16 protein-coding genes are annotated in these 17745 nt (G+C 43.0%); 15 read left to right on the top strand and 1 reads right to left on the bottom strand.

The window, feature by feature from the left end:
- Positions 1–279: transposase (locus BUB85_RS06350; RefSeq protein WP_073107003.1), on the bottom strand; the 279-nt coding region annotated here is incomplete at its 3' end.
- A 305-nt stretch (positions 280–584) separates the two neighbouring features.
- Between BUB85_RS06350 and BUB85_RS06345 the strand changes: the two genes are divergently transcribed.
- From BUB85_RS06345 to BUB85_RS06275, 15 genes are all read left to right on the top strand, one after another.
- On the top strand, positions 585–821 hold the full coding sequence (locus tag BUB85_RS06345) for a MerR family transcriptional regulator (RefSeq protein WP_033120015.1): 237 nt from the start codon (positions 585–587) through the stop codon (positions 819–821).
- A gap of 3 nt (positions 822–824) precedes the next feature.
- The gene (locus BUB85_RS06340) at positions 825–2129 is read left to right on the top strand and encodes a tyrosine-type recombinase/integrase (protein WP_033120014.1); all 1305 of its coding nucleotides are present in this window, start codon (positions 825–827) and stop codon (positions 2127–2129) included.
- Positions 2130–2890: 761 nt separating this feature from the next.
- The gene (locus tag BUB85_RS06335; protein ID WP_049946959.1) at positions 2891–3301 is read left to right on the top strand and encodes a single-stranded DNA-binding protein; all 411 of its coding nucleotides are present in this window, start codon (positions 2891–2893) and stop codon (positions 3299–3301) included.
- Positions 3302–3314: 13 nt separating this feature from the next.
- Positions 3315–3764: a hypothetical protein gene (locus BUB85_RS06330; RefSeq protein ID WP_026650179.1), complete on the top strand. Its 450-nt coding sequence runs from the start codon at positions 3315–3317 to the stop codon at positions 3762–3764.
- Positions 3733–4485 carry a phage antirepressor KilAC domain-containing protein gene (locus BUB85_RS06325; protein ID WP_236877370.1) on the top strand — a complete coding sequence of 251 codons (753 nt, stop codon included), beginning with the start codon at positions 3733–3735 and terminating at the stop codon, positions 4483–4485. Before BUB85_RS06330 ends, BUB85_RS06325 begins: the two co-directional genes overlap by 32 nt.
- Positions 4486–4555: 70 nt before the next feature.
- The gene (locus BUB85_RS06320; protein ID WP_026650181.1) at positions 4556–5047 is read left to right on the top strand and encodes a PcfB family protein; all 492 of its coding nucleotides are present in this window, start codon (positions 4556–4558) and stop codon (positions 5045–5047) included.
- 23 nt (positions 5048–5070) lie between these two features.
- Positions 5071–6930 (top strand): VirD4-like conjugal transfer protein, CD1115 family, encoded by a 1860-nt coding sequence (locus BUB85_RS06315; RefSeq protein WP_222891062.1) that lies wholly within the window; start codon positions 5071–5073, stop codon positions 6928–6930.
- A gap of 121 nt (positions 6931–7051) precedes the next feature.
- On the top strand, positions 7052–7267 hold the full coding sequence (locus tag BUB85_RS06310) for a Maff2 family mobile element protein (RefSeq protein ID WP_017144663.1): 216 nt from the start codon (positions 7052–7054) through the stop codon (positions 7265–7267).
- A 12-nt stretch (positions 7268–7279) separates the two neighbouring features.
- On the top strand, positions 7280–8149 hold the full coding sequence (locus BUB85_RS06305; protein WP_005344182.1) for a VirB6/TrbL-like conjugal transfer protein, CD1112 family: 870 nt from the start codon (positions 7280–7282) through the stop codon (positions 8147–8149).
- A 23-nt stretch (positions 8150–8172) separates the two neighbouring features.
- A complete protein-coding gene (locus BUB85_RS06300; protein ID WP_073106999.1) occupies positions 8173–8637 on the top strand; it encodes a PrgI family protein in 465 nt (154 codons plus the stop codon).
- A complete protein-coding gene (locus BUB85_RS06295; protein ID WP_200803549.1) occupies positions 8519–10975 on the top strand; it encodes a VirB4-like conjugal transfer ATPase, CD1110 family in 2457 nt (818 codons plus the stop codon). The genes BUB85_RS06300 and BUB85_RS06295 overlap by 119 nt, the downstream gene beginning before the upstream one ends.
- Before the next feature lie 145 nt (positions 10976–11120).
- Positions 11121–13922, top strand: a complete 2802-nt coding sequence (locus tag BUB85_RS06290) for a CD1108 family mobile element protein (RefSeq protein WP_073107014.1) — start codon at positions 11121–11123, stop codon at positions 13920–13922.
- The gene (locus tag BUB85_RS06285) at positions 13903–14256 is read left to right on the top strand and encodes a DUF4315 family protein (protein WP_227163109.1); all 354 of its coding nucleotides are present in this window, start codon (positions 13903–13905) and stop codon (positions 14254–14256) included. Before BUB85_RS06290 ends, BUB85_RS06285 begins: the two co-directional genes overlap by 20 nt.
- Entirely contained in the window at positions 14219–15646 is a 1428-nt protein-coding gene (locus BUB85_RS06280; RefSeq protein WP_028086446.1) for a CD1107 family mobile element protein, read from the top strand. The genes BUB85_RS06285 and BUB85_RS06280 overlap by 38 nt, the downstream gene beginning before the upstream one ends.
- Positions 15647–17719, top strand: coding sequence for a DNA topoisomerase 3 (locus BUB85_RS06275; RefSeq protein ID WP_055195143.1), 2073 nt, complete (start codon positions 15647–15649; stop codon positions 17717–17719). It abuts the gene before it with no gap.
- Positions 17720–17745 lie beyond the last annotated feature (26 nt).

Genomic DNA, 17745 nt, shown 5'->3' with positions numbered 1-17745 from the left:
TTCCTCGAGAAATTCATTTTCCTCTTTCAGACGCCGGATTTCTTTATCTTGATCCTTAACGCGTTTGCGGAGCATCGCAAGCTCCTCAGCAAGACTCATCGCACTTTCTGGAGTATGTGCACCATCGCCAATATCCAATGTGCCTGCTCTAACTGCTTTCAGCCATGTATGGATAGTTCCCTCCGGGATACCTAATTCTTTAGCAGCTTTAGCACCACCTATTTCTTTTGCTAACTTAACTGCCTGTACTTTGTATTCATGGTCATATTTACGTGCCATTTTGAGTACCTCCTTATTCTCTTGATTCTATCATGAAATCCTTGAGAATAAGATGTCAACTTTTTTTATACCACACCACACCGCGACGGGAAGCAAGTTAGCAGCTTGCGGGCGACAACACGCATTGAGGGGAGATAAGCCTTTACAGCCACAGTCCGAGCGTTCAGAGCGTCGCAGGCAATGGGTAAAGCTGCCTTAAATGAGCAGGGGTGCAATTCCCGCGAGGTTGTGCTAACAGCCGCCCGGTTAAAGCCCACTTTTTGTAACTTGACTTTTTAGCCATTTATGAAAGGGGGTATTTTCCTATGGCAAAAAAGGAAACAGCAAGCCCCGCTATCCCTGTATTCCCTATGTTAAAGACCGTTGAGCAAATGAGCAAGATTAGCGGTATCGGGGAAAATAAACTGCGCGAGCTTATGGATAGTGGCGAGCTTGAATATATACAAAATGGAAACCGTCGTTTGATAGCTGACGCTGCAATCTGGGACTGGTACCACAGGGCAAAGACGACAGCGAAGCCCCCGGCACGACAGGGAGGTTAAGCTATGGCTATATCAACAAGGCAGGTTAAGAATAAACGCGACAGCAACGGCGTACTGACCGGGCGGCCGGGTACAGTTTACGACGTGAATATAAAGTACACCGCCCCGAATGGGGAAAAGAAAACCTATTCAAAAAAGGGCTTTCCAACAAAAAAGGAAGCAACGCAGCATGAAGCAGAGATGAAAGCAAAGCTCCATAATCCGGGACAGATTGCGTCTATCGCTTCACAGCGGAAACAGACCGTTGCAAGCTATCTGAATGAATGGGTAGAAAGCTATGCAAGAGTGAACTTGCGCCCCTCTACTTACGACGGGTACAAAAGAACGATTGCAAACTACATCACGCCATATATCGGCGGCGTTGCCCTTAATCAGCTTACCCCCGCTATGGTAGACAAAATGTTTCAGCAGATTATTGACAAAGGCTTGAAACCGTCCACCGCAGCCGGGGCAAAGCGTGTTTTGAGCGTGGCGTTGAGCCATGCCCGGAAATACCGCTATATCGAAACAAACGCAGCAAAGGACACGCTTACGAAGTTTGGAAAGAGCGACAAGACCCCCGACCCGTACACGCCGGAACAGGTAAAAGCCCTTATGCAGCGCGTCGAGGGTACCGTTTGGGAAATGCCCGTTATCTTAGGCGGGCTTTACGGTATGCGCCGTTCTGAAATCCTGGGCTTGCGTTGGCGCAATGTGGATTTGGAAAACAACACCTTTGACGTTTCCGAGCAGCTACCCTTTAAGGTACCGCCAAAAACAAAAGTCATTGAGGAAATGGCACCGCCGAAATCCAACGGGCGAAAGCTGCCTATCACAGAGCTTGCCCGCCCGTTCTTTCTCAAACAGTTTGCTATGCAGGAAGCGCAGCGCGAACAGGCAGAAAAGGACGGAAAGCCTTACTATGACAATGACCTTGTTGTAGCGAAGCCGGACGGTTCCCCTATCTCCGCGTCGTGGGTATCTTCCCAGTTTGGAAAGCTGCTTGAAGATTTGGATATGCCGCATATCCGCTTTCACGATTTGCGCCATACAGCAGCTACAAATATGCACCAACTGACAGGCGACTTCTACACCGTAGGCGAAGTGTTAGGACATACACTTGCGGGTATCGGCGTATCGCTTGGGCTGTCTATGAACTTTGAAGCTGTTACCGCCCGTTATGTGGACGTGCGGCTTGAACGCAAAAAAGAAGTCTTAGACGCTTATCATGGGGCGGTCAAACAGGCAGACCCGGCAAAGGCAGAGAAAGCCGAGCCGAAGAAAGCAAAGAGCGCGGCAAAGAAAAAGAGCAGCGATTTAGAGCTTTAACCGCTGTATCTCTTTACCGCTTCTTATACCGTTTTATAGCCCCGCGTGGGATTTGGGCACCATTTGGGCACCATTTACCGAAAAAGCACCACTAACACAGGCGATAAAAGAAACGCCGAGAACGCGCAAAAACATAGAGTTTATGCGGGTTTCCGGCGTTTTCTAATCCCTCAACCGACCTAAAATCATCTTGCGGCAGAGAGAAAAATTCTACTATTTTTTATATCTTTTTACACTTCAAAAAATAATTTCAAAAAATTTCTAAAATCATGTCCGATTTTGTCGCTCCCAATACAGAGTATATGGAAGGCAAATTGAAAATCCTCTGATTTCCAAAAATCACAAACGTAAAAGAGGTTCAGACAGTTCTTCCGATTGCACCTTGACAATTGAAGGAGCTGATACATCTTGAGGAACATGCTTACCGGAGATAATCCGGCTCGTGCAGGCGAAGACTCCTACGGGAAGAGCGAAGCAATAATGATACCACCGAAGGGTACAGGACCTCTGCTGAAACAGAGACTGTGACTGTATTTTTACAGCCGGGTTATCTGGAATGATAACGATCAGATGTATATGTACAGACAAAGCCCAAATGTGAATACTTAGATTTTCTTATTTATATTACAGGAGAAATCCTGTAGCAAGTGGGGAATGGTTCGAATCCATTCCTCATTTTTTCGTGCAGAAAATGCACAGATTATTATCCTGTTTGAAATACCAGGGAAGGGTGTTGCAGGAAGAAAGGGAGGACAAAAAGAATGAATACGATTGTTTTAATGGGTAGACTTGCCAGAGATCCAGAAACTAAGCTGACATCTACGCAAAAGGGACAAACCAAAGTATCTAGGTTTCCACTGGTAGTAAAAAGAAATCGCACAAGCAAAGCATTTGTAGTGATGATCACAGCTTATGGAAATAATGCAGAATTTGTGGAGAAATATCTTGAAAAAGGAATTAAGATTGCTCTTTCCGGAGAGTTGGTAATCTCTCAGATCAAAGATGAACAGACTGGAACTGCATCCTATTATACCGAAGTCATTATGGATAATGTAGAGTTTGCAGAAGCCAAAACAAAAAAAGAAGAATCTGACGGATTTCAACCAGCAGAGAAGAGGAAGATTCCATTCGATATACCAGAAGAACTTGAACAAGAAATGCCATTTCGATAGGAGGACAAGATTTATGAGAAAATACTTTTTAGAATTATTTGCAATAGGATTGGTTGATTCAGAAGGAAGAATCAATACAGAACATATGACAAGTGATGCGCTTATGACTGCCATGAAAACAATGGAAGAGCTGACGCAAATGAAAATGGATCGTTTGGTTTTGGAAACAACAATGGAGATGATCTTATGTATGTTTGAGTCATGTGACACAGAGGAATTTACAGAAATATTAGGCAAGCTGCTTGGCGGAAAGCAGACTTCTAAAGTGACAGCTCATTTGGAAGCACTGGAGGAATTGTTGACAGAAGAGGAATATAGTAGTTTCCTTGCAGAATATCTTGGTTATTTAACCGTGAATGTAGCAGAGTTTATTAGGAGCACAATCATTGAAAATGGTTTGATGTTACTTGCCGGTTCAGGAGGAGAAGAGGATGGAGAAGAGGATGGAGAAGACGGATTATAAAATCACAGAGTTTCACAATTCGGAGTTTGGTTCCATCCGTATGATTGTAGATGGAGGCAGACTTTTATTTTCTGGAATTGATGTAGCATTTGCTTTGGGATATGCAAAACCAAGAAATGCGATAAATGTTCATTGCAAGGGGGCCCTGAAACGGGGCGTCCTTACATCAGGTGGGGTACAGCCAATGATTTTTATTCCAGAGGGAGATGTATATCGGCTGATTACAAAAAGTCGTTTAAAGTCAGCACAGAATTTTGAGAAGTGGGTATTTGATGAGGTACTTCCGGCTATTAGGAAAACAGGCGGATATTTAGAGACCGATCTTTTAGACAGGGTAAAAGATAACCCGGAACTTCTTTTGGAATTTGCCGAGAGACTTTTGGCAGAAAACAATCGAAATCGAGAATTGCAAAATCGTGTAAAGGATATGCAGCCAAAAGCAGATTATTATGATCATTTCATGATTACAGGAGAATGCACCAATATTCGAACGACGGCAAAAGAGATTGAATTTCCAGAAAGAAAATTTGTGAAACTTCTTTTAAATAGAGGATTTCTATATAGGAGTCCATCCGGCACGCTGTTACCCTATGCGGTGGAGAAGAACAATGATCTGTTTATTGTAAAAGACTATTTTAACAATGGACATCTTGGTTCACAGACATTGGTTACACCAAAAGGAAAAGAATTTTTTAAAGCGTTGTGTGCGGAGGAAGAGTAAAGAATGAAGGAGGTGGTTGCCATGATTACAGATCTGGACAGCAGTTAAATCGCTGAAAGGAGGGAAAATCATGCAGGAAGAGGTAACTCAGAAAACGGTCACGTTCTGCATTCGGACTACCAAAGTAACAGCAGATTTATTGAAAAAGGTTCTTGCTGCTTATCTGCGTCATCAGAAGCAGAAATCGGTAGAGAAGAAAGCGAAGAAGAATCAGCCGAAACAGGGAAAGGTCACGGTAAAAGAGCTGGCAAAACAAAATGCCGGGATGGTCAATATCGAGATCACAAATAAGAATATCAAGTCCTTTGAACGTTATGCCAGAAAATACGGGATCAATTATGCTTTGAAAAAAGATAAGAGTAAAGATCCACCGATGTATCTGGTGTTTTTTAAAGGACGTGATCAGGATGCCCTCAATGCTGCTTTCCGTGAGTTTTCCCAGAAACAGATTCAAAAAGCGAATAAGCCTTCTATTCACAAGCGTCTTGCAACTTACAGAGCAATGATGCCAAAGAAATCGAAGGACAAAGTAAAGAACCGGCATCAGGAGCAGAGCCGATGAAAAAGCAAATCGGTAAAAATCTGATGCAAAAATGGAAGAATAAGATCAGGGTCAGGCTGTCCGCCCTGGATAAAAAGAAACTGGTTCTTACCAATATCCCATATATCTTAACTGCTTTTTATACAAATCGGGCATCATTTCTTTACAGAAACAGTCTGGGAGAAGATATTGGGAACAAGCTATTATATGCGATGGAACATGCAGACAGGATTCTTACTGGATTGCAGCCAAGTTTTAACTGGCGTGATATGCTGACAGGAATTGTAGCAGCTGTCATTCTGAAATTACTGGTATGGCAGAAACAGTCAGATGCAAAGAAACTCCGGAAAGGAATCGAGTATGGTTCAGCCAGATGGGGAAACGCTGAGGATATTAAACCTTATATGTCGGAAGATCCCTGGATGAATATTCCATTAACAGCAACAGAAGCATTGACTATGGAAAGTAGACCTAAACAGCCAAAGTATGCAAGAAATAAAAATATAGTGGTCATTGGCGGCAGTGGTTCCGGAAAAACTCGATTTTTCGTTAAGCCGTCAGTCATGCAGATGAACTGTTCCATGGTCATTACAGATCCGAAAGGCACTCTGATCGAGGAGTGCGGGAAGATGTTAGCAAAGGGACCACCTAAGAAAGATAAGAATGGAAATATTATGAAAGATAAATCAGGAAAAGTGGTACACGAACCATATGTGATTAAGGTTCTGAATACTATCAACTTTTCCAAATCGCTTCATTACAATCCATTTGCTTATATACGGTCTGAAAAAGATATCCTGAAGCTGGTTACAACAATTATTGTTAATACCAAAGGCGAAGGGGAAAAAGCTTCCGAAGATTTTTGGGTGAAAGCAGAGAAGCTGTTGTACACGGCATTGATTGCTTTTATCTGGTATGAAGGAGATGAAGAGGAAAAGAATCTGAATACCCTTCTGGATCTTTTGAATGAAAGCGAAACCCGTGAAGAGGATGAAACTTACCAGAATCCAGTGGATATGATGTTCCAGGAACTGGAAGAAAGAGATCCGCAGCACTTTGCGGTCAGACAGTATAAAAAATACAAAATGGCGGCTGGCAAAACAGCCAAAAGTATTCTTATTTCCTGTGGTGCGAGGCTGGCACCATTTGATATAGCAGAACTTCGTGAGATCATGTCTTATGATGAAATGGAACTGGATAAGATTGGGGACAGGAAGACAGCCTTGTTTTTGATTATGTCCGATACAGATACAACCTTTAACTTTGTGATTGCCATGTTACAGTCACAGCTTTTCAATCTGCTTTGTGACAAAGCAGATGATGAATATGGTGGAAGACTGCCAGTTCATGTGCGTGTCATTGCTGATGAGTTTGCCAATATTGGACAAATTCCTCAGTTTGACAAGCTGATTGCAACCATCCGAAGCAGGGAAATCTCTGCTTCTATTATTTTGCAGTCACAGAGTCAGCTAAAGGCAATGTATAAGGATAGTGCAGATACTATTCTGGGTAACTGTGATACCACACTATTTCTTGGAGGAAAAGAGAAAACTACCTTAAAGGAAATGAGCGAGCTTCTGGGTAAGGAAACCATTGACCTGTATAACACTTCGGAGACGAGGAGTAATCAGAAGTCTTTTGGATTGAATTACCAGAAAACAGGTAAACAGCTGATGACTGAAGATGAGATTGCAGTCATGGATGGAGGAAAATGTATCCTGCAGATCCGTGGTGCCAGACCATTTTTCTCGGACAAATATGATATCACGAAACACAAAAACTATCGGCTTCTTGCAGATGAAAACGAGAAGAACCGGTACAAAGTTGAGAAAGAGTTAAATCCGCAGTATACACCGAAATCTGAAGAAGAGGTGGAAGTAATTCATGTAGAACTGTCGGAGTAACCTTGGGAATGAACAGAAAATAATGAGGAAAGGAATAACTGACACTAGGTGCACCGGCTTTTTAGTCGGTGTATTTTCGTTCCCGTAAACACCTGAAAGAAGTCAGTTTTGGTGAATGTATATGGCATTTTTTAGCAGTGCAATTACAACTTTAAAAACTCTTGTAGTCGCAATCGGCGCAGGTCTTGGCGTGTGGGGTGTCGTAAACCTTCTGGAAGGATATGGAAACGACAATCCCGGTGCTAAGAGCCAGGGCATCAAACAGCTGATGGCTGGTGCCGGAATCATGCTGCTGGGAACTACCCTGATTCCACAGCTGGCAACATTGTTCTCTTAAGAGGAGTGGTAGATGAACACCATCATTGAGAGAATTACGGAAGCGATAAAGGATATCCTGATCGGGCTTATCAAGTCCTGTTTGGATAACATGTTCACGTCTGTCAATGAGCAGGTGGGAACCATAGCCGGGCAGGTGGGACAGACACCGCAGGGATGGAATGCCGGAATCTTCAATCTGATCCAGAACATTTCCCAAACGGTGATTGTCCCCATTGCGGGACTGATCATCACATTTGTCCTGTGCTATGAACTGATTACGATGGTAACGCAGAAAAACAATTTCCATGAATTTGAGACTTACAACATTTTCCTCTGGATCTTTAAGGCGTATGTAGCCATTTATCTGGTGACGAATACGTTCAATATCACGATGGCGGTCTTTGACGTTGGCCAGCATGTGGTCAACAATGCCGCCGGAGTAATTTCCGGAAACACAGCAGTGGACGCATCGGAAGCAATCACAAGGATTGTGGATGCACTGGAAGATATGGAACTGGGGGATTTGTTCTTGTTATCCATGGAAACGCTGCTGATCAGTATTACCATGCGGATTCTGTCGATCATTATAACCGTTATTTTATACGGAAGAATGATAGAGATTTACCTTTATACTTCCATAGCACCAATTCCGTTTGCCACCATGACCAATAAGGAATGGGGCAATATCGGAAACAACTATTTAAAAGGCTTGTTCGCACTGGCATTTCAGGGATTCTTCATGATGGTCTGTGTGGGAATTTATGCAGTTTTAGTAAATGCAATGACCATATCCAGTGACCTTCATGCAGCAATGTTTTCAGTAGCGGCTTATACCGTGATTCTTGCATTTTCATTATTCAAGACCGGAAGCCTTAGCAAATCAATATTCAATGCCCATTAGCGGGCAGGAAAGGAGCGCATACCATGGCGTATGTACCAGTACCAAAAGACCTTACCAAGGTCAAAACAAAAGTAGCGTTAAATCTGACAAAACGGCAGCTGATTTTCTTTTCACTTGCCGCAGTAGTGGGAATTCCGTTTTATCTGTTCATGAGAAAACCAATCGGTTCCAGTATCGCAGCCATCCTGATGGTAACGATCATGCTTCCATTTTTCTTCATGGCAATGTATGAAAAAGACGGGCTTCCCTTAGAAAAAGTGGTGGCAAATATCATTCGACAGAAGTTTATCTGTCCGTCAGTAAGACCATATAAGACAGAAAATTTTTATCAGGAGATTTCCACCCTTGTAAAAAAGGAGGGTGTGCCGGATGGCAAAAAAGACAAAGCAGGAGGCTCAGCAGGAGCGTCTGTCCCTGGTGGAAAAAAGAAACCGTCAGGAAAGAAGAAACAAAAAAAGCAGAAAAGAAAGAGAACAGGAAAAGCGTAGGAAGAAGCAGGAACGGGACCGCAGGAAACAGAAAAATATTCCTACAACTGCGCAGCAGAGTATTCCGTATATTCGGATGCTGCAGGATGGTATTTGCCAGGTGACAAAGAACTTTTTCTCCAAGACGATTCAGTTTTATGACATCAACTATCAGCTTGCTTTAAATGAGGATAAGACCACGATATTTGAGAATTACTGTGATTTCTTAAATTACTTTGATTCTTCCATCAGTGTGCAGCTGTCCTTTATCAATCAGCAGGTGGATGTGGCAGAATTTGAGAAAAGCATTGACATTCCTGATCAGAACGATGACTTCAATGCCATTCGTGATGAGTACCGTACTATGTTGAAAAATCAGCTTTCAAAAGGAAATAATGGTCTGGTGAAGACAAAGTATATCACTTTTGGAATCGAAGCAGAAAGCCTGAAGGTGGCAAGATCAAGGCTTGAAAGAATCGAAACAGATATCTTAAACAACTTTAAGGTCCTGGGAGCACAGGCACATTCACTAAATGGTCTGGAAAGGCTGGAGATTCTATATCATGTGTTCAACCAGGATCGGATTGAACCATTTAAGTTCCAGTATAAGATGCTGCCGGAAACCGGATTAAAGACCAAAGATTTTATTGCACCGACTTCCTTTAACTTTTCCAAGAATCAGACATTTATGATGGGAAGAACGATGGGGAGTGTGAGTTACCTGCAGATTCTTGCACCGGAGCTGACAGACCGGATGCTTGCAGACTTCCTGGATGTGGATGACAGCATCAATGTCAACATTCATATCCAGTCCATTGATCAGAGTTCAGCAATCAAAATGATCAAGAGCAAGATTTCAGATCTGGATAAGATGAAGATTGAAGAGCAGAAACGGGCGGTACGTTCCGGTTATGATATGGACGTGCTTCCATCAGACCTTGTAACCTATGGAGAAGAGGCGAAGAACCTGTTGGAAGATCTGCAGTCCAGAAATGAGAGAATGTTCCTTGTGACATTTCTGGTAATGAATACCGCAAAGAAGCGTCAGAAGCTGGATAATAATATTTTCCAGGTGCAGGGAATTGCACAGAAATATAACTGTTCTTTAAAACAACTGGATTATCAGCAGGAAGCAGCACTCATGTCCTGTATTCCACTGGGAGTCAATCGAATTGAAATTCAGAGAGGGCTTACCACATCTTCAACAGCGATCTTCGTGCCATTTACGACACAGGAACTGTTTCAGGAAGGGGAAGCTCTTTATTATGGATTAAATGCATTATCCAACAACATGATCATGGTTGATCGGAAACGTCTGAAGAACCCGAATGGACTGATTCTTGGTACACCTGGTTCCGGTAAGTCCTTCTCAGCAAAGAGGGAAATTACAAACTGCTTCCTGATTACGGAAGACGATATCATTGTCTGTGATCCAGAAGCCGAATATTCGGCACTTGTGCAGGCACTGCATGGGCAGGTAGTTCGGGTTTCGCCAGTATCTGACCAGTATATCAATCCAATGGATCTGAACCTGAACTATTCCGAGGAAGATAATCCACTGTCACTGAAAGCAGATTTTATTCTGTCTTTGTGTGAGCTGATTGTTGGAGGAAAGAATGGACTGGAGCCGGTAGAAAAGACCATCATTGACCGCTGTGTACGGTTAGTATATCAGGAATATCTTGCCGATCCAGTGCCGGAGAAGATGCCAATCCTGGAGGATTTATATAACCTTCTGAGAAAACAGGAAGAGCCGGAAGCACAGCGACTGGCCACTTCGTTGGAAATCTATGTTACAGGTTCTCTGAATGTATTTAATCATCAGACAAACGTGGATATCAATAACCGCATTGTCTGTTTTGATATCAAGGAGCTTGGTAAGCAGTTGAAAAAGATCGGGATGCTTGTAATCCAGGATCAGGTCTGGAACAGGGTAACGATGAACCGTTCTGCCCATAAGTCCACCAGATACTATGTGGATGAGTTCCATCTTCTCTTAAAAGAGGAACAGACTGCAGCTTATAGTGTGGAGATCTGGAAGCGATTCCGTAAATGGGGTGGTATTCCAACTGGCATCACTCAGAATATTAAGGATTTGCTGTCTTCCAGGGAAATCGAGAATATATTTGAAAATTCAGATTTTATTTATATGCTGAACCAGGCTTCCGGAGACAGGCAGATTCTGGCAAAACAGCTGAATATCTCACCAACCCAGCTGTCCTATGTAACCAACAGTAATGAGGGTGAAGGACTTCTGTTTTATGGAAATGTCATTATCCCATTTGTAGACAGATTCCCGAAGAATTCCCTCTATAAAATCATGACAACCCGCTTGGAGGAGACTTCTGAAGCAGGTTAAAACAAAGGAGAAAACAATGTTACGAGCAATTTCATATGTATTAACTTTTAGTGGCGGTGCTGTTTTTGGCATCGCTTTTCTCTGTTTATTACAGGCAGGGAAAGGGTATCCGAAGAAGGAGGAGTAATCAGTGGCAGAACAGAGAATGAAAGTCAGGGACAAGAAAGTCCAGAAGATGACCAAGGATGGTCTGGTGGAAGAAAACCTGACAGATAAATCTTCTGTTCGTGTCAGTAACCGTGTCGGTGATGTGCAGATGGGAAGAAAACAGGGGGAAAAAGAAGAAAACCTTGTGGATAAGTCTCCCCGCCAGTCTGAACGGAGTGGGAAAAATATTCGACCCTCTGTGCAAAAATCCAGAGATGCACCGGAACTGATACGGACAGAGAAGCAAAGTGAGGATTTTGGACAGAGTAGTAAACAGCAAAATAGAAAAAGAATCCGTGCTGAAGTCGGAAAAGAATCCAGACTTGCAGAAGAATCCGAAGCCGGACAGTCAGGGAGACTGAAAGAAAAACGTGCTGATCTATCAGAAAACAGAGGAGACAGCCGGAGAAATCAGACAGGTGGCAGCAAAAAGCCAAAACAAAAACAACGTTTGAAGTTTGCTTATGAGGAAACTGGTGCTTCTGTGAAAAATGACAAAGATATGGAGAAATTGAACCAGATGGATACGGATGGAGTCAATTTCCGCCATCAGAAACAGAAAGAAAAAGCCAAAAAGTTTTCTTATGAAGAAGCAAGAAAGAAAAAGGAAGCAAAGCAGCATTCCAAGAAAGCACAGGTCTATCAGGCAAATGAAGGAGAAACTCCTGGAAAGAAAAAATCCCGTTTGAAGTTTGGTGAAGGGGAATCTGTGAAAACAGAAAAAACTTCTGTTGTCAAGAAAGCAGGAAGTGCAACTTCCGTAGCATTGCACCGTGAGATCAGCAAAAATGAAGACGATAATGCGGCGGTAGAAGGTGCCCATAAGTTAGAAGAAAGCGGCGAAGGTGTTTACCGGCTGGAACAGAGAAGTGCCAGACGCAGGAAACAGTGGGCATCCAGAAAAAGAAGCAGACTTGAAAGACAGGAAGAGAAACAGGCACAGGCTGCATCCCATCAGGAGCAGAAGAAGCTGAAAAAACAGATTCAGAAGCAACAGATCAAATGGGATTATGCCAAAGCGAAGCGAAGTGAACAGACAGTAGGAACAGCTACAAAAGGTACGATTGATTATATTAAGAAGATTGGCGGTAAGGTCACCAACTTCTTTAAAGAAAATCGGAAGGTGTATATCAGTGTAGCAGTTCTGATCGGATTGATGTTTCTGATCATAACGAATGTCACGTCATGTTCTGCAGTGTTTTTACAAAATGTAATCACTTACACAGGGACCAGTTATCTGTCATCGGATCAGGCAATCCGGGAAGTGGAATTGTATTATACACAGCTGGAAGCTAATCTGCAGGAGCGGATCAACAACATGGAATCTGAAGAACCGGGACATGAGGAATACCGATATAACATCGGACCTATTGAGCATGATCCGTTTATCCTGATCAGTTATCTGTCAGCAAAGTATGAAGAATTTACCTTTGAACAGGTAAAGCCAGAACTGGATGCTCTTTTTGCATTGCAGTATCGGTTAGAAACAGAAGCAGTCAATGAGACTGTGACAGAGACAGCAACTGTAAGAGTTGGAGAATCTTTGGGACAGGTTGTGACCAGTGGGTATTGTAACTGCCCAATTTGTTGTGGTATTTGGAGCGGAGGACCGACTGCCAGTGGAGCATATCCAACTGCCAATCATACCTTAGCGGTAGATGCTTCCAATCCGTTTGTACCAATGGGAACAAAGGTAGTTATGAATGGTGTCGAATATACTGTAGAAGATACCGGAGCTTTCGCAAGATACGGTGTACAGTTTGATGTCTATTATGACAGTCATGCGGCAGCATCTGCACATGGACATCAAACATGGGAATGTTATCTGGCAGATGATAATGGAAGCAATGAAGTGGAAGTGACCAGGACAAGAGATGTAGATGTGCTGAATGTCACCTTAAATAGTGGAAACCTGATGTCAATCTGTCAGGACAGGTTGGGATTTTTCCAGAAAGAACTGTTCAGTGCCTACAACGATACAAAAGGCAACTTGCAGATGTTTGCAACACCGGTTGATTTTAACTGGTATTCCAGTGTGACCAGCTATTATGGATACAGGATTCATCCAATATCAGGAGCAAATCAGCTTCATAATGGTATGGATATCGGAGCACCGGAAGGGACAAAAGTAATGGCAGGGCTGACCGGAACGGTTACAACTTCTGCTTATAACGACAGCTATGGCAATTATGTTGTGATCAAGGACAGTAAAGGCTATGAACTGCGGTATGCACATTTAAGCAGCCGGAGTGTATCTGCAGGAGCATCCGTCACGAAAGGTGATGAGATAGGGCTTGTAGGAAATACTGGAAATTCTACAGGAAGCCATCTTCACATTGAACTTCTGAAAAATGGAGAGCGGTTAAACCCGATCTTTTATCTGGAAACAGGAGAAGGGGCAGGATTTGGCGGCAATGAATATACCAGTGAAGCAGCACAGCGTTTGTTAAATGAAGCAGCGAGATATCTTGGGACACCGTATGTGTGGGGTGGATATTCGCCAAGTGGATTTGACTGTTCTGGATTCGTAAGTTACTGCCTGACACATTCAGGTGTAAGGAATACAGGAAGATTAACGGCACAGGGATTGTATGACATTTGTACGCCGGTATCTCAGTCAGAAGCACAGCCAGGAGATCTGATCTTCTTTACAGGTACTTACGATGCAGGAGTTCCGGTAACGCATATCGGAATCTATGTGGGCAATGGTCAGATGATCCATTGTGGGCATCCGGTGCAGTATACGTCCATCAACTCTCCATACTGGCAGAGTCATTTCTATGGATTCGGACGATGGTAAGGAAAAGGGCGGTGTAACAGCCGTCCGGAAAGGAGAAGCGATGAAAAGTCTTGAAAAAGCAACGGCAGATTATGAGAAAGCCAAGGAAAAAATGGAAGCATCCAAAGCCAGATATGAAGCAGATTTAAAGCGTTTCAAGGCTGCGGAGATAGCAAAAACAGAAGCGGAAAATCTGGAAATTGTAAAAATTATCCGTGCAATGGATATGAGCATTCCAGAGCTGGAAGCTTTCAAAAAGAGAATGAAAAATGAACTGCCCGGCAGGGTAGAAATACAGAAGGAGGAAACAAGGTCTGATGATGAATTTAGAGAAGATGAAACAGAAGAAATCTAAAAATAGCGTGAAAAAAGGATTGCTTGCGGCAACAACGATTCTTTGCTTGACATCGCCTATGTTGCAGACACAGAGTGTGTTAGCGGCAGAGAATACAGCACCCGCAATTACGATTGAAAAGCCAGATGGCTGGAGACAGGGGGAAACGGCAGTCGCAATTACTGTGGATGCCAGTCATATGCCAGAAGGATTTTCTATCACAAAAATTGAAGCGAAAGCTGGGAAAGACGGAAGCTGGCAGGATGTGACAGGGAATGGAAGTATTTCCATTACTGGTAATCAGACGGTCTATGTGCGTGTGACAGATGGTGAGGGGAAGGTCTATGAGCAGAATCGCTCTATTAAGTGTTATGACACAGAAAAGCCTACGCTTTCTGCATCTCTGACAGATGGTGTACTGACGATTCAGGGAAATGATACCGTTTCCGGCATTACTTCTGTGACAGTTAATGGCACCACTTATACAGATCTGAAGGATGGAATGCTGAGAGTGCAACTGACACAGAAAGATTTTACAACAAAACAGATTGAAATCACGGTAACGGATGGTGCCGGAAATACTTCTGAAAAGTATGTGTTGCAGAATCCTTATTATGAATGGGCAAAGAAGCAGGCAGAGAAACAGAAAACTTCAGGTGACAGCAATGGTGCGATGGCAACCACGACCAGTGCAGATGCAACTGGGACTGAGAAAACAACGACTTCACCACTTCCGCAGGATGCACAGGCTTCTGAGCCAACAGATGCAAAAGGAACTGTGGATGATCGGACAGTGACAGGTATTGAGGAACAGCTTAATAAAGAAGGCGAGACAGCAGATTCTGTTACCAAAACAGCTACGGAAGGCACAAAAGAGTTTTATACCATTTCAACTAAGAGTGGTAAGATTTTTTATCTGATCATCGACAATTCAAAATCTCAGGATAATGTGTATTTCCTTACCGAAGTCAGTGAGAAAGACCTGATGAACTTCACACTTTCTGATTCTGTGACACTTCCGGAAGTAGATATTGTTTATGCAGAACCAGAGAAACAGGCTGAAGAAGAAAAGCCGGAAACGACAGAGACAGATGAGAAAGATAAGGTAGAGGATGAAATTCAGATGCCAGAAGACAAAAGTTTGGCAGGGACTTATCTACTGATCGGATTGGTTGCTGTTGGAGCTGCGGCAGGTGGTTATTACTTGAAAGTCTACAAACCGAAACATGAATATGATGATGAAGATGAGATGGAAGAGGATGAAAATGAATCCGAAGATTCAGAGTCAGAAAAACGGGAAGTAGACGATGCAGATGAGCAGGAAGAACAGGAAAATGCAGGGACAGAAGTTTTGAAAGATGAAGATTTCAATGATGAGGTACTAGAAGATGAAGAAGAGGAGCAGGAGTAAATGAAATTAGTGATTGCAGAAAAGCCATCGGTTGCGATGGCACTGGCTTCCGTGCTTGGAGCCAGAACAAGAAAAGATGGCTACGTGGAGGGAAACGGTTATATCGTTTCCTGGTGCGTAGGACATCTAGTTGGATTATGTGATGCATCGGAATACGATGAAAAATATAAAAAATGGAGATATGATGATCTGCCGATTGTGCCAGAATGTTGGAAACATAAGGTATTGGAAGGTACGAAAAAGCAGTTTGGAATCTTAAAGAAACTTATGAGAGATTCCAAAGTAGATGAAGTGATCTGTGCCACTGATGCAGGACGTGAAGGTGAGCTGATCTTCCGTCTGGTGTATGAGCAGGCAGGATGTAAAAAGCCGATGAAGCGACTCTGGATCTCTTCCATGGAAGAACAGGCAATTAAAGATGGATTTGCGTCATTAAAAGACGGTTCGTGTTATGACAGTCTCTATCAGTCAGCTCTTTGCAGGGCAAAGGCTGACTGGCTGGTGGGAATCAATGCGAGCCGTCTTTTTTCTGTTCTGTATAACCAGAATCTGAAAGTTGGAAGAGTACAGACACCAACACTTGCCATGATCGTGGATCGAAATCAGAAGATCAAGGAATTTACCAAAGAGAAATATTATATGGCTCATATCAAATTTGACGATATGGATGCGGTCACAGAGAATTTTCAGAAAAAAGAAGATGCAGATAAAGTGGCTGCAGAGTGTCAGGAGCGCATGTGCGAAGTGGAGAAGGATGATGTGAAAGAGAAAACGGTCCGCCCTCCGAAGCTTTATGATCTGACCACCCTGCAGAGGGAAGCTAACAGAATGTTTGGCTATACCGCACAGCAGACATTGGATGCTGTGCAGGAGATGTATGAGCAGAAGCTTGTCACTTATCCGAGAACAGACAGCCAGTATCTGACAGATGAGATGGGAGAAAGTACAGAAACTCTGATTCAGATGTTATTTGGGAAAATGCCTTATGCTGAAGGTCTGGAATATCAACCGGACGTGAGTAAGGTATTAAATTCAAAGAAAGTATCCGATCACCATGCGATTATCCCAACCATGGAAGTAGCCAAAGCAGATATTGGTGAACTGAAAGAACGAAGCCGCAAGATTTTGTATTTGATCAGTGCCAGGGTTCTGACAGCAACTGCAGATCCTTATATTTATGAGAGTCATAAATGTCAGATTACCTGCAATTATCATACGTTTTATCTCAATGCAAAGAAAACAAAACAGGAAGGGTTCAAGACAATTGAGAAAAAACTGAAACAGTTCTTTGGAATCATTGCAGAAAAAGAAGAGCCGGAGTTGGATATCTGGGCAGGCAAGCATTATGGTCCCTGTGATTCTTTTGTATCGGAGCATTTTACACAGCCACCGAAACAGTACACAGAAGATACCCTGCTTTCTGCGATGGAACGTGCAGGGAATGAAGAGCTGACCGAAGATACAGAAAAGAAAGGACTTGGTACTCCTGCAACAAGGGCAGCAATCATTGAAAAACTGATTCAGTCTGGCTTTGTGAAAAGGGAAAAGAAAAATCTGGTGCCGACAGATGATGGAAATGTGCTGATTACGGTTCTACCGGATGAGATTAAATCTCCGAAGATGACCGCAGAGTGGGAAATGGCATTGAATCATATTGCCCAGAATACAGAGACAGCAGATGAATTCCTAAATGGGATTACAGAGCTGATGCAGGAACTGGTTGCCAGGTATCAGGGGATTTCAGAAGAGAAGAAAAATCAGTTTCAGGGAAAGGCAAAAGGAGAAGTCATTGGCAAATGTCCCCGCTGTGGAGCAGATGTCAGGGAAGGAAAAGTAAATTTTTACTGTTCTGACCGGAAATGTGCTTTTACCTTATGGAAAAATGATAAATTTCTTGCAAGCCAGGGAAAAAAGATGGATAAGGTGGCAGCAAAGAAGTTCCTGTCTAAAGGAAAAATCCATTATAAGGATCTGGTATCAAGAAAAACAGGGAGACAGTATGAAGCAACTGTGGAGATGGTCGATCCCGGAGAGGGAAATGTACAGTTCAATCTTATTTTTCCACAACGATAAGTAGTGTATTGCAGGCAGTCTAAGGA

The organism is Hespellia stercorisuis DSM 15480, from assembly GCF_900142165.1.
Lineage (GTDB): Bacteria > Bacillota > Clostridia > Lachnospirales > Lachnospiraceae > Hespellia > Hespellia stercorisuis.
This window is presented reverse-complemented; position numbering and strand designations above follow the sequence as displayed.